Source organism: Butyrivibrio sp. TB (genome assembly GCF_900110805.1).
In the GTDB taxonomy this organism is placed as follows: Bacteria; Bacillota; Clostridia; order Lachnospirales; family Lachnospiraceae; genus Butyrivibrio; species Butyrivibrio fibrisolvens_C.
The window spans coordinates 173,800-196,018 of record NZ_FOER01000004.1 but is presented as its reverse complement, the minus strand read 5'-3'; the positions used below and the strand labels follow the sequence as shown (position 1 = coordinate 196,018).

The 22,219-nt window shown below is 40.2% G+C and carries 21 protein-coding genes and 1 tRNA gene; 8 read left to right on the top strand and 14 right to left on the bottom strand.

Annotated features, from left to right (window positions below):
• Nucleotides 1-17 precede the first annotated feature (17 nt).
• The 12 genes from BMX21_RS04315 to BMX21_RS04260 form a co-directional block, all read right to left on the bottom strand.
• A tRNA-Ser gene (locus BMX21_RS04315) sits at nucleotides 18-103 on the bottom strand.
• A gap of 215 nt (nucleotides 104-318) precedes the next feature.
• Entirely contained in the window at nucleotides 319-591 is a 273-nt protein-coding gene (locus tag BMX21_RS04310) for a hypothetical protein (RefSeq protein WP_022754043.1), read from the bottom strand.
• Between the two features lie 211 nt (nucleotides 592-802).
• Nucleotides 803-4,171 (bottom strand): SbcC/MukB-like Walker B domain-containing protein, encoded by a 3,369-nt coding sequence (locus BMX21_RS04305; RefSeq protein WP_092041716.1) that lies wholly within the window; start codon nucleotides 4,169-4,171, stop codon nucleotides 803-805.
• Between the two features lie 84 nt (nucleotides 4,172-4,255).
• Nucleotides 4,256-4,981, bottom strand: a complete 726-nt coding sequence (locus BMX21_RS04300; RefSeq protein WP_092041712.1) for a DUF4194 domain-containing protein — start codon at nucleotides 4,979-4,981, stop codon at nucleotides 4,256-4,258.
• Nucleotides 4,981-6,438 carry a Wadjet anti-phage system protein JetA family protein gene (locus BMX21_RS04295; RefSeq protein WP_092041710.1) on the bottom strand — a complete coding sequence of 486 codons (1,458 nt, stop codon included), beginning with the start codon at nucleotides 6,436-6,438 and terminating at the stop codon, nucleotides 4,981-4,983. Before BMX21_RS04295 ends, BMX21_RS04300 begins: the two co-directional genes overlap by 1 nt.
• A 127-nt stretch (nucleotides 6,439-6,565) precedes the next feature.
• Complete coding sequence (locus BMX21_RS04290) at nucleotides 6,566-7,426, bottom strand: transglutaminase domain-containing protein (protein ID WP_051199531.1); 861 nt, start codon at nucleotides 7,424-7,426, stop codon at nucleotides 6,566-6,568.
• A 73-nt stretch (nucleotides 7,427-7,499) separates the two neighbouring features.
• On the bottom strand, nucleotides 7,500-7,727 hold the full coding sequence (locus BMX21_RS04285) for a hypothetical protein (protein WP_092041706.1): 228 nt from the start codon (nucleotides 7,725-7,727) through the stop codon (nucleotides 7,500-7,502).
• Nucleotides 7,728-7,942: 215 nt separating this feature from the next.
• Complete coding sequence (locus BMX21_RS04280) at nucleotides 7,943-9,355, bottom strand: hypothetical protein (protein ID WP_092041704.1); 1,413 nt, start codon at nucleotides 9,353-9,355, stop codon at nucleotides 7,943-7,945.
• Nucleotides 9,356-9,376: 21 nt separating this feature from the next.
• On the bottom strand, nucleotides 9,377-10,672 hold the full coding sequence (locus BMX21_RS04275) for a glutamate-5-semialdehyde dehydrogenase (protein ID WP_092041702.1): 1,296 nt from the start codon (nucleotides 10,670-10,672) through the stop codon (nucleotides 9,377-9,379).
• Nucleotides 10,673-10,753: 81 nt separating this feature from the next.
• Complete coding sequence (locus BMX21_RS04270; protein ID WP_022754036.1) at nucleotides 10,754-12,262, bottom strand: AAA family ATPase; 1,509 nt, start codon at nucleotides 12,260-12,262, stop codon at nucleotides 10,754-10,756.
• 577 nt (nucleotides 12,263-12,839) lie between these two features.
• Nucleotides 12,840-13,682, bottom strand: coding sequence for a hypothetical protein (locus tag BMX21_RS04265; RefSeq protein ID WP_027204655.1), 843 nt, complete (start codon nucleotides 13,680-13,682; stop codon nucleotides 12,840-12,842).
• A gap of 239 nt (nucleotides 13,683-13,921) precedes the next feature.
• Nucleotides 13,922-14,800, bottom strand: a complete 879-nt coding sequence (locus BMX21_RS04260; protein ID WP_092041697.1) for an SPL family radical SAM protein — start codon at nucleotides 14,798-14,800, stop codon at nucleotides 13,922-13,924.
• Between the two features lie 466 nt (nucleotides 14,801-15,266).
• Between BMX21_RS04260 and BMX21_RS20145 the strand changes: the two genes are divergently transcribed.
• The 4 genes from BMX21_RS20145 to BMX21_RS04240 all read left to right on the top strand — a co-directional run bounded on the left by BMX21_RS20145 (nucleotide 15,267) and on the right by BMX21_RS04240 (nucleotide 16,584).
• Nucleotides 15,267-15,383, top strand: a complete 117-nt coding sequence (locus BMX21_RS20145; RefSeq protein ID WP_442857321.1) for a type II toxin-antitoxin system RelE/ParE family toxin — start codon at nucleotides 15,267-15,269, stop codon at nucleotides 15,381-15,383.
• Entirely contained in the window at nucleotides 15,370-15,645 is a 276-nt protein-coding gene (locus BMX21_RS04250) for a helix-turn-helix domain-containing protein (protein ID WP_027204653.1), read from the top strand. The genes BMX21_RS20145 and BMX21_RS04250 overlap by 14 nt, the downstream gene beginning before the upstream one ends.
• Before the next feature lie 334 nt (nucleotides 15,646-15,979).
• A complete protein-coding gene (locus BMX21_RS04245) occupies nucleotides 15,980-16,240 on the top strand; it encodes a prevent-host-death protein (protein WP_027204652.1) in 261 nt (86 codons plus the stop codon).
• The gene (locus BMX21_RS04240; protein WP_092041694.1) at nucleotides 16,237-16,584 is read left to right on the top strand and encodes a type II toxin-antitoxin system RelE/ParE family toxin; all 348 of its coding nucleotides are present in this window, start codon (nucleotides 16,237-16,239) and stop codon (nucleotides 16,582-16,584) included. The genes BMX21_RS04245 and BMX21_RS04240 overlap by 4 nt, the downstream gene beginning before the upstream one ends.
• 231 nt (nucleotides 16,585-16,815) lie before the next feature.
• Here the strand turns inward: BMX21_RS04240 and BMX21_RS04235 are convergent, their stop codons facing one another.
• Nucleotides 16,816-17,079 (bottom strand): YARHG domain-containing protein, encoded by a 264-nt coding sequence (locus tag BMX21_RS04235; RefSeq protein WP_278303930.1) that lies wholly within the window; start codon nucleotides 17,077-17,079, stop codon nucleotides 16,816-16,818.
• A 249-nt stretch (nucleotides 17,080-17,328) separates the two neighbouring features.
• Between BMX21_RS04235 and BMX21_RS04230 the strand changes: the two genes are divergently transcribed.
• A complete protein-coding gene (locus BMX21_RS04230) occupies nucleotides 17,329-18,156 on the top strand; it encodes an exodeoxyribonuclease III (protein WP_092041688.1) in 828 nt (275 codons plus the stop codon).
• A gap of 55 nt (nucleotides 18,157-18,211) precedes the next feature.
• On the opposite strand, the gene BMX21_RS04225 is transcribed toward BMX21_RS04230, so the two are convergent.
• Nucleotides 18,212-18,847 (bottom strand): metallophosphoesterase, encoded by a 636-nt coding sequence (locus BMX21_RS04225; protein WP_092041683.1) that lies wholly within the window; start codon nucleotides 18,845-18,847, stop codon nucleotides 18,212-18,214.
• Nucleotides 18,848-19,450: 603 nt separating this feature from the next.
• Here BMX21_RS04225 and BMX21_RS04220 point away from each other — a divergent pair.
• From BMX21_RS04220 to BMX21_RS04210, 3 genes are all read left to right on the top strand, one after another.
• A complete protein-coding gene (locus tag BMX21_RS04220) occupies nucleotides 19,451-20,338 on the top strand; it encodes a DUF975 family protein (RefSeq protein WP_092041679.1) in 888 nt (295 codons plus the stop codon).
• Between the two features lie 84 nt (nucleotides 20,339-20,422).
• Nucleotides 20,423-21,112, top strand: coding sequence for a response regulator transcription factor (locus tag BMX21_RS04215; protein WP_092041674.1), 690 nt, complete (start codon nucleotides 20,423-20,425; stop codon nucleotides 21,110-21,112).
• 12 nt (nucleotides 21,113-21,124) lie between these two features.
• Complete coding sequence (locus tag BMX21_RS04210) at nucleotides 21,125-22,174, top strand: sensor histidine kinase (RefSeq protein WP_092041671.1); 1,050 nt, start codon at nucleotides 21,125-21,127, stop codon at nucleotides 22,172-22,174.
• Nucleotides 22,175-22,219: the final 45 nt, after the last annotated feature.

The window sequence follows — 22,219 nt, the reverse complement described above, 5'->3', positions numbered from 1 at the left end:
ACTATAGCTCTAATCAGCGGAGACGGCGGGATTCGAACCCGCGTGCCCTTGCGGACAAACGCATTTCGAGTGCGCCTCATTACGACCACTTTGATACGTCTCCAAACATATGATAAAATGTACGCTTACGTATACGCCCTAATAATAAAAGGCGCCTGTACAGCGCCTTTTAATTATATAGCCACACAAAATGTGCGTCAAGATGCATTTATCCACGCCAAAGGTAAATCCAGCGTCCCAAATAAAGACAGGAATAGAAGTACATCCATGTACTTCTGGACATTCCCTTTTACGTCCTGTAATGTCGGGAACTCTACATCACATCATCTGTGCGATAGCTGTAAGGGCGTCAAACTCTGCTTCATATACTCCGCCCTTGTTCTCCATCTCTTCCCAGGTATACCACTGACCATTGAGCTGGATAGAACCAACTCCTATATCAGTTACTACTACCTTGAGCGCTCTTCCACCGGTGATCATATATACATACTGATTCACCTCAAAAGGCATATTGTAAACGTGCCCTCTGGATACGACATCTTTGGTCTCCTCAGGAGATAAGTTCTTATCAACCGCTTCTGTTCTGGTCATATCCACCTCCTAAAACTAATAAATATAGTTACAGCTTTGTAATTTATAACAAACGCAGCAGCAATGTAAGCTTGGTATCAAAACAGGTAATAATTTGGCCCATCTCACATGCATATAAGTTATCGGCGACTATACCATCAAGTTTTAGTTCAAAATCATTAACTAATGCTTCTAACCTGAACAGACCAAAATCTCCAAATTCTTTACAAATTCAGGCAGTTTCCACTATGCGTGTAAGCGCTTCGTTATCAAGGAAGTGCTCTACATAACTACTCTTATCGGTATACATCATTACGATATTGGTTATATCAGCTTTGGGAGCTATAACCTTAACCTTCTCAGGTACACAGCAGAATATCGGCTGCAGGTCAAAACTCTTTAGAAGCTCAATTGATGCTGCTATCTTACTTTCATCCATCTTGTTAAATGCTTCGTCAAGGATCACGACTCTTAAAGTATTCTCACCCTGAGCCGCACGGACCTTCTGAGCTATAGCAGCGAACATTACTATATAGTAAGGAGTCTGAATACCTGATCCTGACTCATCTCTTATGACATCAGACATATACTTGCTGGATCCAGAATGGTCTATGGAGCACAGGTCAAGGCGCAGGTATGTTCTGTAATCTGTGTACATCTCAAGCTTCTTCTCTCTGCTAAGCCTTTGTTCTGTTGTCAGATTCTTCTCATCCATTATAAGCTGCAACAGCTCATCAAGCTCATCTTTGTGAGCTTCTTCAAAGAAACCTGAGAAGATAGATATTCCGCCGTATCCCGGAAGATCAGGATCGACCTTAACAAGATTTGGATCCATGAACATATCATAAAAGCGCTCGTATCCTTTGGCCTTCTCATGGATAAGCTTGTATTTGACATTACCAAACCACTTGGAAGCCAGCACTTCATTAACAGCATCTATCTGTTCCTGAGCCTTCTGGATATTGGATTTAAGCTTACCTATAAATTCAACCTTGAACTCATTGGTCGCTTTCTGGGCAGCCTTGTCTATTTCATTTTCAAAGGTTGTGAAGCCGCTCTCAGACAGTCTCTTGTATTCTGTCTCATACTCTTCATTATCGAAGGTTCTCTCAGGATCAAAGCCTGCGATCTCTTCCTGGTTGTAAGCTGTCCTAAGCCTTCTTACAAGGGCAAAGTGCCTTGTAGAAGCATCCAAAGTCTCCTGCCTCATTCTGTTATGAGCATCACGGATCTTCTTAAGGCTTCCGCGTCTGTTCTGTCCGGAATCTTCTCTGATCCATGGATCGCCTACATTCATGCGCCAATCCATAGAGAATCTTGATCCGTCAACAGCCTGACTTTCAAGAGCAGCGATCTCATCCTTGGCTATAGCAAGCTTTCGCTGTTCACTTTCTATCTTGTTCTCAGCACGTCCGCATTCGATACTGCTAAGCCTAATCTGCTCTGTTACCTCTTCAAGGCGGGCGGACAAGCCTCTAAGCTCATTGTGAAGCTCTTCATCACGAGTAGTATCAACACTTCCTATCTGTCTTAGAAGTTCAAGTGATTCCTCTTCAAGAGCATTTATATCATCTGCATGACTTACAGCATTGTCAAAAAAGTCTCTGTCTACAAGACACTTCTCAACTTTATCAGTTCTTGTAACTGACATGCTGGCCATAAGAGCATCTTTCTCTTCGGCAAGTCTTGCAAGCTCATCCGCAGCTTCTTTGGCCTGCTGCTCTATGGCACTCTTACCTATATAGAAGGTCTGACTAGTCTGCTTACCTCTTGTTACGAATCCTTTATATATAAGAAGGTCCTTGGTAATAGAACACTTGTACTTATACAGATCCTCTGTATTATCTACCTTGATGATAAATCCAAGCTTATAATCTGCATAGAGCCTTGCATCATCGTTGTCTGTCAGAAGTTCCTGTGCAAGAGAACCCTCTTCAGCACTTCCTGTCCAGTTCTCCCTTATCCTTCTGGTATCGACAAGACCTGACTTATAGGCGTGAAGAGCATCTTTACTGGCTCTATATATCTTAAGAGCCTCATCATAATACTCCTCCGGAACCAATAGATCGAATCTCTGATTATCAAGATATCCCTCTATTGCTGCCTGCCAGCTTGCATCCTTGACTTCAAGAAGATCTGCAAAGATCGGGATTTCAACATCTTTTCCGAATTTCTTCGAAAGCTCTTTTTCCAAAAGCTCTTTAATTTTAAGAGTCTCCTTGGGATACTGCTTCTGATTACTTTTAAGAGCCTCTATCTTATCTTCCTGCTCCTTCACCTTATTTCGAACCTCCAGGCTTCTTGCCTTAAGTCCTGCATGAAAAGCGGACAGTTCCTGATAGAGGCTGCCTATCTTGTCATCAACCTCTTTCTCCGGGTAAGAAGAAAGATCCTCTATTTTAATATTCTGAGCATTCTTAAGTATCTCTTTGTACTCATCATCGCAGTTAAAACCTGCATTCTCTGCTTCCATAAGGAGCATGAGCCAGCTGCCTGCCCTGCTTGTAATGGCCTGATGTACACTCTGAAGGTTATCAAGATAGCCTTTTTTCTTCTCATCTACAGCCTGCCTTTTGCTTTCAAGGTTCTTTTTGATCTGCTCTGTATCAGACTTACCAAGCTCTTCATGTACATGACCTATCTTGTCCTGAAGGCGGTTCTGCTTGTCCTTCCTGGTCTCATTCATGGCTTTGGCCTGACTTATATCCATGGTGAGCTGCTCGATGAGATTCTGGGAATCTTCACAGCTTTTTTCAAGGATCTTCTGTTCATCACGAAGTATCGCATAGTCAAGGGTCTTAACAAGTACTGCATCCTCGTGATATACGTTATAAGCTTCACTTATCTTCTCAAGCTTCTCAAGCTTCCTACGGCTGGACTGAGCCTTGTCACGAAGATCATAGTAGTCATGTATGGTACTTCTTATGGAAGTAAGATCGACGCTTTCATTTACAGAACATATAGAGTCTGTTATAAAGCTTCCTATATTGAGGTTCTCACCGATACTACAAGATACTGCTGCCTTTAGAAGTGATATATATTCACTTCTTATCTGGCCATAGGCTGCCATTATATACTTACTGTATTCGGTATCTGTATAGAAATGGTAATTCTCTTCTCCTACATAGGTTGCAAGAAACCTCTTGAGCTCACTAATATTAAGAGCCATATCATCAAGTACGAAGAGGTTCTCAGGGATTCCCTTACCGGCAAAAGACATCCAGCGCTCTGCATGTCTTGTGTGATCCTGAGGACAGTCTGCTACAAAACCATCGCAGAAATACGTATCCTTGACATCATTATAGAATTCAAGCACTACATAGCTTGTAAAAAAGCCGTCATGACGAAGGAACTTCTCCTGGTTGTTGGAGGCCCAGTAGCCATACAGATACTTCTCTACATTTCTTGCAGAATGCTTGTCTGCGGCCTTATTGAAGATTCCTTTCTTCTTGCCTGTAAGGACCATCATAACTGCATCTATGATCTGGGATTTACCAGCCTGATTGGCTCCTGACAAAAGGGTCACATCACCTATCGGAAGGAGCGTAGGCTCATCGAACTTACCCCAGTTATATACATAAACTTTATTAAGTCTTATCATTAAAATCTCCCATCATAATTAGCTTTTTGAAAATGTCCCATTTTCAATTCATTGCTATAGCTAAGTATTATCGTATGTACCGTGTTATGCTTCCTTGTCCTCTTCCATCTCATCCCTAAGCTCCAAGAGTTCTGTAACCTTGGCTGCAGATACCAGATGAAGTATAGCAGGAGTTATACGGAACATGGTCTGTGGGTCTCTCCATTCGCCCTTGCCTTTTTCAATGATATGAAAATTAACAAATGTCTTGAAGTCATTGGCCATCTGCTGTTTGTTGGAGGTTATGTCAACTTTGACATTGTCCTTTAGAAACTGAACCACTTCGCCAACATCAGATGTGATCTGATCTCCCGTAGACGGATCGCTGTATTTCTTCTGATATATACATCTAAGAGCAAGAGCTATCCTTGTAGTATTGAGATTAAAATGAAACCTTGCTGTGTCAGACTCACTCTGAAGTGCAAAAAGGCCATTGTCCTTATCATGCACAAGTTCAAAACCGCCCATTTCAAAATACAGATATAACAGGTCGAAATTGGACTCGATAAAGATATAATCGCCGTTTCTGGATAAGAGTCCTGTCTCTGTGTCATAATCCATCTGAAGGATATATGTTCCTGACAAAAGAAGTCTTACTACCCTCTTAAAATAGTCCTGATCATATCTTCTGAGTCTGTTATAAAGGCCTGTAACCGTGCGATCTGCATTGTCTTCAAAATCGCTCTCTCTTGTACCCTGACGACTTTGAGGTACGTCGAATTCTAACTGGTCATCATTTTCATATAAATCATTGTTATAATAGTCACTCATTAAGAATCAGCTCCGCTTTCTTTAATCGTAAATGTCATATCAGGTACACTGTATGATCCGGCTTCAATGTGTCTTCCTGACTTTTGTACCTTGTATTCACCATTGGAGAATCCATACAGTGAAGCCATGATAAGAAGTGTATAATCATCCTCCGTAAAGTTATCTGTCTCCCTGATGATCTCACTTGTCTCCATTCGCTTTCTGCCATGCATTTTGTCTTTGACATAGCTTCTTGCATCAGCCATGGTATAACCACCAAAGCTCCTTTTAAGGAAGTCTCTGGTTCTCTTCTCATCCTTTTCATGGTGAGGGCGTAGTAGCATCTTGGTTTCTTCATTTTTCTCAGGTCTGTATGTATCGGTTCTAAGAGACTTCTCATCGATAAAGGTGGACTGAACCGCACCAAGACCCGACTGTACCTTCATGGAATATGCCTTGTTCTCTTCCATTCCCTTCATGATACGGACAATCTTATTAACAATAGAATTGTCACTTCTAAGGTTGTGGATGACAGCCTGTGTAAAACGCCTGTTATAATCAGCATTCCTGTCAGTGATCATATCAATCTTGTTATCTGCTTCCGAGAAGGTTCTGTAGATGATATCGATACGCCTTCTGATCTCGAGGATCCTCTCATCTTCATCAAGTCCTGACATCTCAGCCGAGGTATCAGTCTGCGCCATCTGACGGATAAGGTCAGGATCTTTGTCCAGTTCTCTTACGAACCTTAAGATATCGCCTCCGTAGAGGGCTATGGAATCACTGGTCTTTAAGGGATGATAATAAGCATCTATGACGCTCTGCTCACCGCCTTCCTTGAATCTCTTCTCAAGCATATCTCTGACATTCTCATCATCAGCATGCTCTCTGTAATACTTACCGATGTAATAGTATAGGTTCCTGAAAGTCTTGGACAGATCTCCGGCATTGTCTGATGCTACCTTTAATGCTCTGGACATAGTACGGGCGCGCCTTGTACCATTTTCTTCACCTGCCATACTAAGAACAGCATAGGTTGAGAATACATCACAGTCTGCAAGTTCTGCCCTGGGTCTTGTCTCTCTATAGAGATATTCCAGCATATCCGATGCATAATCAGGCATAACTATGTCACGCTCAAATCCCTGTTTGGAATCTTCTTCGCACAGCCAGCCCTTTCGTATGAGCTTGCCTAAAAGGAAAGAGGCTTTGCCGGGCAGAGTTTTAAAAAGCTCCGCATCTATGACTTCTCCCTCTTCTACATCTTCTGACAGATCAGCACTTGCGATACTGTTCTCAAGCGATATAAGTATCTGTTCTCTAAGATCCTTCTTGCTGATGGCAAGTTCATCTTCAAATGCATCACGCACAACAAAAAGAGCTGCAAGATACAGCTCTCTGTTAGGCGATGATAATATACTAAAAAAATCTCCGGGGACAGTTGCAAAAAATGCTCCCGATAACCCTTTATAATCCATTCAAAACCTCTTTGGTAAAATAGCCTTATTCAAATATATCTTATTAAAAGGTACCTTATCCAAAAGATATCTTATCAAATAGATACATTATTCAAATAATATCCTATCCCAAGATATCTTTTATGTATCAGCGGTGAATATAGATATATTTGTAGGCTACGTAATAGTCATCTTCCCAATGATCTGCAGACATCTGCTGTGGTGTTATAAGGAAATAGTTGTAGCGGACAGGAATGCCATATTCTCCCATATCATCCCATGTGACATCAATTGCATATGTCACTCCGCCTATAATAACTTCATTCCAGGCATGCAGTCCTGATTGCAGACCGTTAGTGCCGTATCCTGTAACAATCTTGGATTCTATTCCCACAATATGCATGAACAGGTCAAAAAGCTCTGCATATCCCTGGCATACTGCGGTCCCTTCAGATATTGCATTAAGATAGCTATACTTAGAGTAAGTGTAGTCGTATGTAAGATTGTAACACATCCAGTCATGTATAGCCAGAACCTTCTCCATCTCGCTCATGGAGCTGTTGGTAATAGTATCTGCTACGTTGCAGGCATCAAGAACACCCTGAATCCTGACGTCTGTAGAGTATACCTGACGTCCTTCAAGATATCCGTTGTTCTTGTAATGCATAAGGAGTGCATATGGATCTGTTCCAACTGCTGCAGCTACGTCAGGGTTCTCTGCTGCATAACGGGCTGCATCAAAGTTCTCAACTGTAAGGATAGAACGTCTGTCCACCATTGCAAGGCGGCCTTCCCCAAAGCCGTTGTTGACATAATGGGACCAGAGCTTGTTTTTATCATAGCCATAAGCCTGATACAGATCAGGATACATATCTGCATAGGAATAATATCCGAATCCTTCGGGGTTCTCAAACAGGATGTACTCACCTGCATGAGAAGTAAATGATGCAAAGCTGCTGCAAATAACTACTGCCGCAAGCGCTGCTGCTACTTTTCTGAAAATCTTCATACAAAATTCACCTCATAAAACTTTATTACACCAAAAATCTATTTGGCACTACTACATTATATCGGATTATTTTTTATTTTTCGAACATTTTTGTAATGACCTTTTTGGTGCCTATGTAGTATACCATATAGAAGCGAATCTGCAATTTATTCAAATATGTTCTTGGCACACAAGGGATCCAATAAAATGCTGCTATAAGCACTCCAATAAGTGCCTTTTTCTTCTTATCCCCTGCCCTGTCAAAGGCATTTGTTACCTTTTGGTTGTTACCTGCTGCCATAGTGTTTTCATTGTTCATCATTTCTTTTTCCTCCTTCAGGAACTCATATTATTAGTGTTTAGTTTTTTCGTGTATCTCTTGCTGTTGAGATCATATTACATGAATCCATGAAGGCATTTTTCACCCAAAGTTTACACATTAGAAAAGCCCCGCTCGGCATATAACCAAAACAGGGCTTAGTTTTATAACATAAAATATTTATGTTAAAATCATCTGCACAACGCTTAGAAAAACTGTTACAGATCCACAGAATAGGTGTCTGTACTATAACGGGATCCGTTTGAATCTTTTATCGAAAAAGATATCATCATAGTCATTCCGGATTCTACCTCGACATCGTCTATAGCCATCATACGCATATTTCCGGGATATACTGTAGCTGAAGACATATTATCCTGATACTCACCATCGATAGAAATCTTACTACCGCTTACATCAAAACGCTCATTAGATAGATTTTGCACCATAAAGCATGCAGTATTGTCCATAACACCTTCATATGTGATCATTATCTTGTCATCCTGATACACCACATCATCAGAAGGCTCATATGACATATAATCCTCTTGTTCATAATCATCTGCCATATCGAACAAGAGATAGTCACTTCTGAACCGGGTCTTATAATCAGATCCATAATAATAGAATACGATACCTACCCTGCCTAGCTCTTTGATATTGTAAGTGTCAAGGTCACTTGCCGTCAGATAGATCTCGTCTTCACTACCTGCATCCACTGTATATAATGAACTATCAAACTCGTATCCATCAAAATCATAAATCCAGGTTCCATCTACGTCATAGCCGTTAACAGACATCGCATCCAGACTCAGGTTAAGCTCTCCATCCGTCTTATTGGCAATACTTACAGTAAGTCTGTCCCCCTCTACGCCTGTAACTGTCAGTGTCATCTCATCATTGTCTAAAAGTGTTACAGGAAGAGTTCCAAGATCTTGTATCCCCAGATCTTTACTATCTTCCGGAACAGATTCATCATCTACTTCCATAGTTGAGATTGCCATCTCAAGACATGATCTGTCGCTTTTATTGTCAACATCGTTTGCATGCATGAACAAGGCTTCCACAATACCATAGTCACCTACAGGATAGTAGTACATAAGAGCCTGATAAGGATCCTCTTCAATATACAGAGTACCTATTGCCTTAAATACAATATTTGAGCCATTCACGGCAGGTACACCTTTTTGGGTTCCTTGTCTCATATAACCTCTGTCTATAAGCGCATTTCCAAAAAGGACTGCATCCTCTCTTTGCTCCTTACTAATATCCGGATCATTATAATATGCAAGGACTATACAGTCGGGACTCTGAGTATCCTGATACCTCACCATATCCGCATCTTCGTAATCTACAAGTTCCCATTCTGAAGGTATATATAAAGATATACCATTATAAGCTATCTCTATCCAATCAAGCTCATAAGCACTGGTACCCTCTTTAGGCCCTGCCATATTATCATCTTCTTCATAGTCTGCACTATTGAAGGAATCGCTGGATGCTTGGCCGGATGCAGCACTTATTGCATCATCTACTTCTACGAGCGCTTTTTTGTCAGTGCATCCGGTAAGGACCAATATCATTATAAAAAAAGAGATTAATAGCTTTTTATTGTTCATGCTTTTATACAATGTACTCGATCTCTTATCGTATTAGAAGTCAAGATCCTTGTGATGAAAAGATCTAAGACCTCCGGCATAGTCTCCGACTATATGACCGCTTCCGATAAGTTTATATTTATAAGTAACAAGTCCTTCAAGTCCGACAGGACCTCTTGCATGGAGTTTGCCGGTGCTGATACCGACTTCTGCTCCAAATCCGTATCTGTATCCGTCAGCAAAACGTGTCGAGCAGTTAACATATACTCCAGCGCTATCCACCATCTTGGTAAAGTATTCAGAAGCACTATCATTTGTTGTAAGAATGCTATCTGTATGGTGCGATCCAAATCGGTTGATATGGTCAGCAGCTTCTACCACATCATCTACTAATTTGATAGAAACTATATAATCATTATACTCAGTAGCAAAGTCGTCATCTTCCATAACTTCGACTTCAAAGGAGCCTTTAAGCATGTTGCAGACCTCACTGCTTCCTCTCATTTTGACATTATTGTCTTTAAAAGCATTGGCAAGCTTTGGAAGGAAGCTATCAGCTATCTTTCTATTAACAAGGATAGTCTCTACAGCATTGCAAGCAGCAGGATACTGAGTCTTAGCATCTATTATAACAGGGATTGCCGCATCTGTGTCTGCCTTGTCATCAACATATATATGACAGATACCGCTGGAATGTCCCATTACCGGTATCTTGGTATGCTCCATGATATATCTTACAAACTTGTTAGACCCGCGTGGTATCAGAAGATCTACATCCTTGTCACAAGCAAGAAGCTCATCAATCTCATTATGAAGCTGTGCCTGAAGAAGGCACTCTTTAGGAAGTCCAGCCTCTATGACACTGGATTTTATTATATCAAAAAGAACTCTATTGGTCTTTGCTGTCTCCTTGCCTCCCTTTAAAATAGCGCAGTTACCGCTCTTGATGCACAAAGATGCGATCTGAACAAGGGCATCGGGACGAGCTTCAAAGATAACACCTATAACGCCTATGGGCACACTGACTCTTGTAAGTACAAGTCCTTCGTCAAGCTCTCTTTTTAAAAGTACTCTTCCCGTAGGATCAGGAAGATCTACAAGCTGCTTGATACCGGATATAGCATCAGCGAGCTTGGCCTCATTGAATTTAAGCCTTTTTTGAATAGACATGGCAAGGCCTTCACCTGCTGCAGCCTCCATATCTTCATCATTGGCTGCAAATATCTTGTCTTTACTATTCTCAAGGGCATCAGCGATCATAAGGAGAGCCTTATTGCGCTGCTCTATTGATGTATTTGCAAGCTTTGGAGCTGCAAGTTTCATGTTACGTGCTTCTATCTGTATATTCATAACGGATTCTCCATTTGTAATAATAATAGTATATAGTGTACTCGATATAATGATACACCATGTCAGCTATAGACAGGGTGATCATGCATCCATAAGTTTTATTGCAGCTTCTCTGTCATATTGCACACTCGCCACTTTACTTGTCTCTATAAGATACAGTGCATGCGCAGCCATATGTTCTGCTGCCTGCTCTAAGTCTCTTACGCCGGATACGTTCTTGTAGTGATCTACAACTACATCAGCAGCCTCATCTGTCACAACACACTCTTTGTCACTTAAACCAAGTCTTCTTAAGACCCTTGGAAGTGAATACTTTAGGAAAATAGTCTTCTTCTCATCATGTGTATAATCAGGAAGCTCAATAACAGCAAATCTGGTAAGAAGAGGGTCAGAGATCCTGCTCCTGTCATTGGCGGTAGCTACGGGATATACACCTGTAGTCGGGATCATGCATTCCATATAGTTGTCTGTATAGCCAAGGTTATCAAGAAGCGTAAGCAGTGCATCTGCAGGATTGCCTGATGTAGACTCGCTGTCAGCCTTGTCCAGCTCGTTTATTATAAATACAAGGTTGGACTGACCTGCTCTTGAGAAAGCCTCCATGATAGATCCTGGCTTAGCATTGGCATATATTCTGGAACTTCCTGTAAGCTGCTCAGGGTCATGTACAGCGCTCATATCAAGTGCTGCCCAGGGAAGCTTTAGTATTCTGGCTATCGCATACGCAATCTGGGATTTGCCGGTTCCGGCAGGTCCTATCAGAAGGATTCCATATGCAGGAAGCTTGTGAGTTCTGTTGATCTGGATTATGGTCTCTATGATCCGCTGCTTGACCTTCTCCATACCATAGAGCTCTTCATCGAGTATACGCCTTGCTTCTACAGGGTCTATGGATTCGAAATACGAATCCTTCCACTGAATATTCATCATAGTAGACAGGGCTCTCTGGGCATGGCGCCTTTCTTCGGAACTGACTTCATCAGATGCAGCAACAGCAAGATTACGCCTTGCCCAGCTTCTGATATTGGACGGGAAAGTTCCTCCTGCGCACTTAAGAAAGTCCGTAATAGACTGAAGGGATGTAAGCTTCATGTTATCATCATCTACTTCATCATCTTCACTACTTCCTGTCTCAAAATCCTCTTCTGATATATGGCTTGATAGAAGCCTTGTGATCATATACTGAAGGAAGCCGTCCTGAGCAGAGAGCTGTGAGGATATTCCGGACTCAACTTCACGGATCTTGTATATGGCAAAGCCGCCTCTTACACTTTTTCCGGATAGTCTGACACTTATGCGGTTAGCTCCAAGCCACTTCACGAACTCTACGAATCTTGCATCGATCTTAAGTATATCTGCCTTGGCATTGGGATCATCAGAATTAAAAGCTGTACGCTTGGCAGGATCCATGAAATGTCCGCTTATATGATGTTCAAAGGCGCCTTCGGGGTTCGAAAGGACCATGATAGGCTCTCTTGGGGTTGGAAGAGATACATCCTGAAAAAAGACTTTATAAGTAACCGGATTCTTGTCCGCTACCTTCTTGTCATCATCTTCATCACTACTAAAATCAAAAACTCTCCTTGCCATATGTACCTCCATTATGGTATCGCCCGTTCGGATTTGATGGTGCGGTAGCCTTGAAGTCTTTGCATGAGTCCAGGAACCCTTGGCAGGCAGAATATAAATTGTTGCCACGCTGTAATTGTTTTATAAATTCATGGCATGATATCTGGCGCTTTTTATTCTTGGGGTCCAAACTCGCTTCGCTCACACATGTGGACCCCAGACAGAATAAAAACCTCCAGCTATCACGCTCATGAATTTTATAAAACAATTAAAAGCGTGGCAACAATTTATATTCTGCCTGCCAAGGGTTCCCAGACTCCTGCAAATCCTACAAGACTACCGAACCACCAAATCCGAACGGGAATGTAAACATAAGTATGCGAGATGTATTAATTCTTATTATCGCAATATGCTTGTAATTCGTAAATACATAATACACCATTAATGTATTTTTATACACAGCTTTGTATAAAAAACAGGCTACAGATGCATTTTTGCACTTGTAGCCTGATAACTTGTTACTTGGTTTTACTCTTGGTTTTGGCAGTTCCAAAAACTTTTGGAGATACTGCACCGCCAAGTCGAAAGTTTTGAATTATTAGTTGATAGTAAGTATTTTTTTGTCTATGCATACCTGTGCGGCGAAGGTCTTTTCTACCGAATCTTCAAAGAGTACGTCAATCTTACCTTCGATGATAGACTTAACTTTGCCATTGCCGTATTTCTTGTGTGAGACGGATGCGCCTTCGGGGATGACATTTCTGATCTCTTCGTCGGACAGTTTCTTAGCTGGAGCTGAGCCTGCGCTGGCGCCCGGTTTCATGTATGACAGAGCACTTGCAACGCCGTAAGAAGTTGCCCCCGACTTTGCATCTCCATACATAGGGACCTTACGTCTGTACTTCTGGCTATTCATCATTCTTGTCTGAGCAGCTGCAAGAGCCTTAAGCTCCTCAGATGCTCTAAGCTTTTCTTCATATGCCTTTTTCTGTCTTAATTTCTCGTTATAGAGTGCATTCTCTAAAAGACAGTCAAGGACGAAGTTAAGATTGTCGTTAGTAAAGAAGTAGATCACGTGATAGAGCTTCTTCTCATCAGGGTTCTGAAGAAGGCCCTTGTTACCATTTCTAACAAAAAGGATTGCTTTACTTGCAACGCCCTCATACTGGGAGACCATAAGTTCGATTATGTCTTTCTTAGATTCCTTTATAGGCAGTGCCAGCTTGGCCTCCTCAGCCTTTTTATGGATCAGGTTATAGTCTTTCTCTGTAGCATAGAGTACATAATGACTTCTTGATATTGTATTAACATGAAGTGAAGAACCACTTTCTGAAAATCTCCAGATAAACTTATCTTCATCATTTTCCTTTTTGTAATGATCAAGACCTTTTTCATTAATAAGATCACAAACTTCTTCGTAGATGTATAACTGATTATTCATTGAAAACCTCGTAAATATTAGTAGTAGACGGCTTAGAAGAATATTTTTTTGAATACTAGCCTATGACATTTCTATAGCCGTATACTATAGAACTCAAGAATCCAATTATACACTTTTTGGCCATATATTCCACTCCGCATTTTTTCCAAAAAAGGACTTAGATGTGAAAATATGTAGTAGCAAAATGTACAGCAGGCGTATGAATGCTAGTTGTTGCTTAATGTGTTATTATAAAATCTTTATACATCAAACAAACTCATCTGCTTATACTTCTCCGGAAACTCATTCATGTACCTAAAACAGTCATCTGGTTTGTACATCATATTATTTTCCATGCATATTTCTTTTAGTATACCTGTGAGTTTACCTGAATCAGGGCTTGGAAGGTCGTATGCATTACCGTAAGTTTCGATATATCTTTTTTTCATACCTGGGAAATGCTTATCAAGAGCTGCATAGAAGTACTCTCTATCACCTTCACGGAGAGTAAGTCCCATACCAAAGTCAATGATTCCTTTTACACCCACTTTGGCGCATGCTTCAAGGATCTGCCTTACGTTCTCTTCTGTATCATTGATAAAAGGAAGGATCGGTGTGATCCAGACGATTGTTGGAATGCCCCTTTCCTGCATCATCTTGAGAACTTCAAGGCGTCTTTTAGTATTGCAGACATTTGGTTCTAGAATGCTGCATAGCTTATCATCATACGTTGTAAGGGTCATTTGTACAACGCATTTGGTATCTTTATTGATATCATCAAGGAGGTCTATATCCCGGAGAATCCGGTCAGATTTGGTCTGAATTGCAAGCCCGAATCCATATCTGTGTATGATCTCAAGGCACTTTCTCGTTAGCTCAAGTTCGGTTTCGCAGTGCATGTACGGATCTGACATGGAACCTGTTCCGATCATGCACTTCTTACGCTTTGACTTAAGGGCCGCCTCAAGCAGCATTGGTGCGTTCTGCTTAACCTCAATATCTTCAAAAGGATGCGTAAACTGATAGCATTTACTCCTGCTGTCACAGTAAATACAGCCATGGGAACAGCCTCGATATATATTCATTCCGCATCGTCCGCCGTTTGTGGTCAAAATACCTTTTACCTCAACAAAATGCATATCTACTCACCCTTTTTCTGATACAACAGATAAGCTTTACTTTTGTACAACAGAAACTCTTCTTATTATACAGGAAAAGGATTTTTTCCGATATATACCGAATCTGCAGCAAAAATATACGCTGCTAACGTATTTGTGGTACCTGGTAACCCATTTCTAAAGCTTGATTTATGATAACTTTTAAGTTATCATAAAGTATAGGAAAGGGCTCACATGTACGACATAATTATTTATCATGATAAAAATGGCAATTCACAGATATTAGAATTTTTAAAGAAACTAACTAATTCAAAAGGGAAAGAAGCACGCGTTAATGCGAATAAGGTCAATGATTACATCCAAGCTTTGGCTACATATGGAACTTATATTGGCGAACCCGTATGTAAACATTTGGACGGTGAAATCTGGGAATTAAGGCCATTAAGCAACAGAATACTTTTTTGCCGGACTCGTTAATGGCAAATTTATACTACTACACCAATTTGTTAAAAAAACTCAGAAAACTCCCAAAAGAGAAATCGACCAAGCAAAACGAGAGTTGACTGATTATTTGGAAAGGAGCAGCGAAAATGGGACAGTTTAAAACATGGAACGAAGTTAGAGAAGAACTTTATACACCTGAAGAAATTGCCGAAAGCAACCTGCGTGTAGCTTTGATGGGAGAAATTATCGCGGCTCGTAAAGAGCAAGGAATCAGTCAGAGAGATTTGGAAAAGATTACTGGGATAAAACAACCCGTAATAGCAAGAATAGAAAGCGGCCAGTCCTCGCCCAGAATAGATACCCTGGTAAAGCTGCTTGCTCCACTTGGTAAAACAATAGCTGTTGTTCCGCTAAAACAGTAACGTCTGAAGTGAAATCCATCAATAGTTATCATAAATAGCGGATCTGTAAAAGGGTTAAATACACTAATCGCATAGGACATTATAAGAACTAATCTCTACCTAGTCGAAAAAGCAGCAGATCATCTCTAATCTGCTGCTTGATTTTTATAAAAGTTTTATGGTATCTGGTAACAAGTTTCAGCCTGTAAGGGTTCTAAAAAGTGCTTACAGGCTGGAAATCCACAACGCCGCAACAACTGCTGATAAATTAACGCGTGTTTATGCTTGTTATTATATCAGCTGAGACTTATAATTATTATATAAACATTACTTGTTTTATAAAGGAGGTGTTACTATGCCAGCAATTATGCCTATCTCAGACTTACGAAATTATACAGATGTTTTAAAAGAAGTTGACATCAACAACCGCGTTTATCTTACACGAAATGGTCGTGGAGCTTACACAATCATGACTATAGAGGAAGCTGATGAATTAGATCGGCTCAGAGCGCTTCATTCCGTTATTTCCGATCTTGAAAAAGCCGAAAATCGCTCTAATCAAGAGGGTTGGGTTGAAGATGACGAAATACAGAAACTAATGGGACTGACAGAATGAAGAAAATTGTATATTCACAAGACTACAAAGATAAGATTACCAGAATGCGCAGGCATTTGGATACACAATTTGGAACTAACGTAAGAAAAGAGATTTTCGCTAAGATAAATAACAGAGTTCACTCCATTAAAAATAATGAATATCTGGGCATATCTGTCCAAGAAATGTTTGGTATCGAAACTGAATACCGCTACATATATGCTGCAAGAAACTATATATTCTATCGTATTAGCGACTCTGCTATATATATTGTAAATATTTACGATGAGCGTGAAGATTTCATGTGGAAGCTCTTCGGAATCAAAACAACCTCTCAAGAAACAGAAAAGTATTGGAATGAATAAGAATCATAAGCCATCTGTTAAAGTGTGTTTATAAGACATTTATGAATGGATTAAGGCAAGAGAATAAGATCCTCGCCTAATCAAAATAGTAAACGAAAATGTATGTTTTTTAATCTCTATTAACTACAATTATTTTAGGTGGCATTTTGCGACCTCAAATATTTTTTGGTATTCAAAGTCTTAAAAAAAGACTTACAAAGGAAACAAACATCAATAACTCGCAAAAGCACTTTAGTTTGGCTTGTACTGCAAATTATATTTCTCTTGATAATCCTTAATAAAAAGAGCGTTACTTTTCTCAATACCATATAATGTACCATCAAACTCCGGATTAGGATAATACCAAGACTTACTTCCAAAATATTCGTTCAATTCATCTGATTTAAAAATAAATCCATGCCTTGCATAAATCTCATTCCTTGCATATGTTAACTCTTGTGCTGAAAGCCACATCAGGTCCGCTTCAGTCAATTTCACCTCGCTACTGTAAGGCAAAATGTATTCATCGTATAAATATGAGCTTCCAACCTAATAGTCTACTTGTGATGCTATTACCCAGCCTGTATCCCATCCACCATCTACATAGTAAGCAACTTTTATCCATTTTTTTCCATTTGATGCAGTTGCCTCCCATATTTTTTAGTACTCATGTTATAACTCCTTTCCACCTATCTACTTCTATAATCTCCCATCAGCTTATGCTATTATTATGATTGAAAATACAATCAAAAAGGAGTTCTTCATATGAAATTCATCTCTTGGAATATAGATTCAATAAATGCCGCGCTTACAGGCACAAGTCCTCGTTCAGAGCTCAGCCGCAAGGTGCTTGATACAATCGCAGCAGAAGACGCTGATATCATCGCCATTCAGGAGACCAAGCTTCCTGAAAAAGGCATGAATGCAAAGCAGGAAGAAGCACTTAAGTCTTATTTTCCCGAATATGATTTTGTATATGTAAGTTCTCATGAGCCTGCAAGGAAGGGCTATGCAGGAACTATGGCTCTTTATAAAAAGGGTATGAAATTAGAAGCGGATTTCCCGACAATAGGGGCTCCTGATACTATGGACTGTGAAGGAAGGATGATCACTCTTGAACACGAGAAGTTCTTCTTCAACCTTGTATACACACCTAATGCAGGTGATGGTTTAAAGCGCCTTAAGGATCGTCAGGAATGGGATAAAAAGTATACTGATTATATGAAAAAGCTTGATTCACAAAAGCCTGTTATCTCATGCGGTGATTACAACGTAGCTCATGAAGAGATTGATCTTGCTAATCCCGATAGCAATCACATGTCAGCTGGCTTCACAGATGAGGAACGCGAAGGTTTTACTAACCTTCTTAATGCCGGATTTGTAGATACCTTCAGACACGTCAATGGCAATATACCAAATGTATACTCCTGGTGGGCACAGCGTATTAAGACTAGTAAGATCAACAACTCCGGATGGAGAATTGATTACTTCCTTGTTAGTGACAGAATAAAAGATAAGGTTACAAAATCCGAGATGCTGGATTCAGGCGAGCGTCAGGACCACGCACCGATAATCCTTGAGCTTAATATCTAAAACCCAAAACACTGTTTGGAACACGAACTATCACGTTTCCAAACAGTGTTTTTTCTTAAAGATTAACCTCGCTCAATCTCTTTTCATTGATCTTAATCCACTCATCCAAAGGAAGCGGCTTATAATCTGAATACATACAAAAGCAGTTTATGATCTCGCAAGGAATAGGAATTGTCATCTCATCGCCGCCCTTAGGTCTTACCACGCGAGTCCTCTTCCTGTTTTCAAGTACATATCTGTCTACAAAATCCTGATCAGATGTTGCATGAATATGACCGTGGAGCATATAAGAATGCGCCTTGCCATTCACCAAGTCATACTGCCTGTTGTAACACATAATAGGATAATGAGAGCATACGACTCTGCGGTTATTGTCATGAAGCTCCATATAATCAGACATCTTCTGGAAAAGAGTTCTGTCGAAAGCGGTCTTTCTCAGCACATGATCATGATTTCCAAGAACCATGAATTTCTTACCATGGAGCCTAAGTATTATCTCCTTGGCACGCTTAACATCCTTGGACATAATGAAATCTCCAAGGATCACAACCTCATCCCTCTTCTGGACCACGCTGTTCCACTGGCTTATCATATACTCATTCATCTCATCCACAGTTTCAAAGCCGCGCTTATCCATGAGTTTATTAACTATATCATCATCAAAATGCATATCTGCTATATATCGTCTCAAGCCTGTGTTTCTCCTTATAATATCAACCTTATCACTACTATTTTAGCATATATATCTTCATCAAAGATTCCATGATACAGACGGTTTTTTTCATACTTGTTTTTCACTTTATTTTTTCTACTTTGTTTTTTTGCTTTTTCAACTTAGGTTTCCTAATTTACTTATTCACGCAACAATACCATATGTATATAATATACATAACGCAATCACATCGTACTTCCCATTTGTTTGAGATACAATAACGTAGATTTGGCAGATACCACTGATATAATCCTCTATCGTTATCCGTACGAGGAGTGTCCAGGGGCATCGTATGTTCAATCGTACAATAACTTCACGTTCTCACTACTCATAATGCGAACAGCCAAAGCCCCTACGACGAGTGGCAAGGTAGATCGAGGATTATATCAGTGGTATCTGCCAAGGCACAATCCCCCAAATGGGACCTATGCTAAGTCTAAGTTATGCGAGTGTTAAGGTTATGTTAAGGTTCTTTAGGTTTATCAGAAAGGTTCGGATGATATCCTTTGTTCATAAGATAACAACACCGATTGAACAAAACGCAAATTCATTCGGCACTCACATAAACGGAGGATAAAAATCATGTGGACAAGAAAAGAACTTAAAGAAAAGGCAAAGAAATCGTTATCTGTAAACTACTGGAAGACCGTGCTTGTAAGTCTGATACTTGCATTCATACTCGGTTCAACAGGAAGCTCTATTGCAGGAAAGAGTCTTACAGAAAAGAAAGGCACTGATAATACTGTTAATACAGAATATCAGACAGAAAACGTTACAGATAATAATTCAATGAATTTCCCCTTTAGAACTACAGAAGATGGTAAATTAGAATTTTCTGATGGAAATTCCAGCTATGAACTTAGCAATTCACCTGAAAGCATTCCTGGTAGAATCGAACATGTTTCTAACATGATCGATAGTGGTAAATTCGGCGCAGGAATGATAATTGTACTAATCCTCGTACTTGTAACAGTAGTACTTATTTTAATTGGTACAGCTATCGCCATTGATATCCTTATACTCAACCCTATGGAAGTTGGTTGCAAGAGATTCTTCACAAGAAACCTCAACCAGAAAGCTAACGTAAGTGAAGTTGCATATGCATTTGATAACAATTACAAGACTGTTGTAAAGACTGTTTTCTTCAGAGATCTGTACACAGCTCTTTGGAGTTTGCTCCTCATCATTCCTGGTATTGTAAAAATGTATGAATATCGTATGATCCCTTACATCCTTGCTGATCACCCAGAGCTTACAAGCAAAGAAGTATTCGCTAAGAGTAAAGAAATGATGAAAGGCCAGAAGTGGCACGCATTCGTACTTGACCTCTCTTTCATCGGATGGGAAATCCTTTCATTATTCACACTTGGACTCCTTGGCACATTCTATGTAACACCTTATAGAAACATGACCAACGCAGCTCTTTATGAGAAGCTCGAGTATGGAAGACTTGCTATCGAAGAAAACTAAAAAATAACATTCACGCTACAAAATAAGACATTATGCTTCTGGCATAGAAACATAAAAAGATTCACTTTAAGAAGGAGTCACCTGATGGACAAGATCCTCATAGCAGATGATGAAGCTGAAATCAGAAGTTTACTAAAACTATATCTCGAAAATGAAGGTTATGCAGTTGCAGAAGCTGGCGATGGCAAAGAAGCTCTTAAAGTTCTTGCAGGCGGAGACGTAAGTCTCTGCCTGCTTGATGTCATGATGCCGGAAATGGACGGTTTTAATGTGCTAAAAGAGCTTAGGAAAAGCAATAACATTCCTGTTATCATCATATCCGCCAAGGATACCGATCCTGACAAGATCATAGGTCTCGACCTTGGAGCAGATGACTATATGGTAAAGCCCTTCAACCCTCTTGAAGCTGTTGCAAGAGTCCGTTCCAACCTCCGCCGTTACCACTCTTTAAAAGGAGATATGGAAGTAAAGAAAGAAGGACTTCTTTCTCTCAGAGATCTTAAACTCGACAGAGATGCCTGCATTCTCTACCGCGGCGATAATAAGATAGAGCTCACCTCAACAGAACTTAAGATGATGGAACTCTTCATGGAAAATCCAGGTAAAGTTTTTACTAAAGAAAAGATCTATGAATATGCCTGGGGAGATAATTACGTAGTCGCTGATAACAATATCATGGTAGCTATAAGCAAGCTAAGGTCCAAGCTTGACGATGACCCATCAGCCTACATCAAGACAGTAAGAGGCCTTGGTTATCGTATTGAGAAAGAATAAAGTGAGGCTGGTATGCATAAACTCAAAAGCTTTTTAATAAAACGACTCATTCTTGTCCTAATAATTGTCGTTATCATAGAACTTGCGATAAATGCTGTTATTAACTATGCATTTTTCCCTTTAATAGGTATACTCATGGGAATTCCGGGATCATCTGCTTTATCAGTTACTAACATCCCATTTTTAATACTGGGAATCCTTACCGGCAACAACGCATTTATATTCGGTTCATTTAGAACATCCGCAGCCGTATTCCTCATTCTTTTATCAATTTTCCTTCTGGCTCTGCCTGTCATAATAGGCATACTTACATATGCAACAATAGTCACCAAACAGGTAGAAATCTTGGAAAAAGAACGTGATCAGGAACGAAAAGATTTTGAAGCCCAACGTAACCTTATGCTCTCAGATTTCGCCCATGACCTGCGTACTCCAATAATGACAATAGGCGGCTATGCTACAGCCATAAATGATGGCATGGTCAAAGATGATGCTCAGAAAAAAGAGTATCTTACCGCAATAGCTTCAAAGTCAAAGAGAATGACCGAACTCATAACTTTACTATTTGAATACGTCAGAGTCGGAAGTGCCGGATTTACTCTGGATAGAAAAAAAATAGACCTCCACGCCTTCCTAACTGATATTATTGCAAACAGCTATACAGACCTAGAAGACGCCGGAATGGAAGTAGATATAAATATCCCTGAAGATACCTTCTATATAAGTGCCGACGAACTCCACCTAAAAAGAGTTATAGAAAACCTGATAATCAACATCATCCGTCATAACCCTTCCGGAATTAAAGTCGGATTTGAAATCACAAAACTTGCCGGCGTCGAATTCCTCGCCGTAGCTGACAGCGGCGATGCAATAACAAAATCCGAAGAAGAACTTTTTGAACCCTTCGTCAAAGGCGAAGACTCCCGCTCCCAAACTAAAGGAAGTGGCCTGGGTCTGTCCGTCGCCAAGCAGGTCATGGATATGCATGGTTATGAAATACATCTAATACAACCCTACGGAGAATACACAAAAGCATTCATACTTAAATTCGTCGATAATTAAATGATATAATGTTAGAACAAAGGATTTAAAGCTGTTTGTAATTAT

What these genes read in the sequence shown, in the direction of transcription:
- BMX21_RS04310 (WP_022754043.1), bottom strand. Translation starts at nt 591, where the DNA reads ATGACCAGAACAGAAGCGGTTGATAAGAACTTATCTCCTGAGGAGACC.
- BMX21_RS04305 (WP_092041716.1), bottom strand. Translation starts at nt 4,171, where the DNA reads ATGATAAGACTTAATAAAGTTTATGTATATAACTGGGGTAAGTTCGAT.
- BMX21_RS04300 (WP_092041712.1), bottom strand. Translation starts at nt 4,981, where the DNA reads ATGAGTGACTATTATAACAATGATTTATATGAAAATGATGACCAGTTA.
- BMX21_RS04295 (WP_092041710.1), bottom strand. Translation starts at nt 6,438, where the DNA reads ATGGATTATAAAGGGTTATCGGGAGCATTTTTTGCAACTGTCCCCGGA.
- BMX21_RS04290 (WP_051199531.1), bottom strand. Translation starts at nt 7,426, where the DNA reads ATGAAGATTTTCAGAAAAGTAGCAGCAGCGCTTGCGGCAGTAGTTATT.
- BMX21_RS04285 (WP_092041706.1), bottom strand. Translation starts at nt 7,727, where the DNA reads ATGATGAACAATGAAAACACTATGGCAGCAGGTAACAACCAAAAGGTA.
- BMX21_RS04275 (WP_092041702.1), bottom strand. Translation starts at nt 10,672, where the DNA reads ATGAATATACAGATAGAAGCACGTAACATGAAACTTGCAGCTCCAAAG.
- BMX21_RS04270 (WP_022754036.1), bottom strand. Translation starts at nt 12,262, where the DNA reads ATGGCAAGGAGAGTTTTTGATTTTAGTAGTGATGAAGATGATGACAAG.
- BMX21_RS04265 (WP_027204655.1), bottom strand. Translation starts at nt 13,682, where the DNA reads ATGAATAATCAGTTATACATCTACGAAGAAGTTTGTGATCTTATTAAT.
- BMX21_RS04260 (WP_092041697.1), bottom strand. Translation starts at nt 14,800, where the DNA reads ATGCATTTTGTTGAGGTAAAAGGTATTTTGACCACAAACGGCGGACGA.
- BMX21_RS04250 (WP_027204653.1), top strand. Translation starts at nt 15,370, where the DNA reads ATGGGACAGTTTAAAACATGGAACGAAGTTAGAGAAGAACTTTATACA.
- BMX21_RS04245 (WP_027204652.1), top strand. Translation starts at nt 15,980, where the DNA reads ATGCCAGCAATTATGCCTATCTCAGACTTACGAAATTATACAGATGTT.
- BMX21_RS04240 (WP_092041694.1), top strand. Translation starts at nt 16,237, where the DNA reads ATGAAGAAAATTGTATATTCACAAGACTACAAAGATAAGATTACCAGA.
- BMX21_RS04230 (WP_092041688.1), top strand. Translation starts at nt 17,329, where the DNA reads ATGAAATTCATCTCTTGGAATATAGATTCAATAAATGCCGCGCTTACA.
- BMX21_RS04220 (WP_092041679.1), top strand. Translation starts at nt 19,451, where the DNA reads ATGTGGACAAGAAAAGAACTTAAAGAAAAGGCAAAGAAATCGTTATCT.
- BMX21_RS04215 (WP_092041674.1), top strand. Translation starts at nt 20,423, where the DNA reads ATGGACAAGATCCTCATAGCAGATGATGAAGCTGAAATCAGAAGTTTA.
- BMX21_RS04210 (WP_092041671.1), top strand. Translation starts at nt 21,125, where the DNA reads ATGCATAAACTCAAAAGCTTTTTAATAAAACGACTCATTCTTGTCCTA.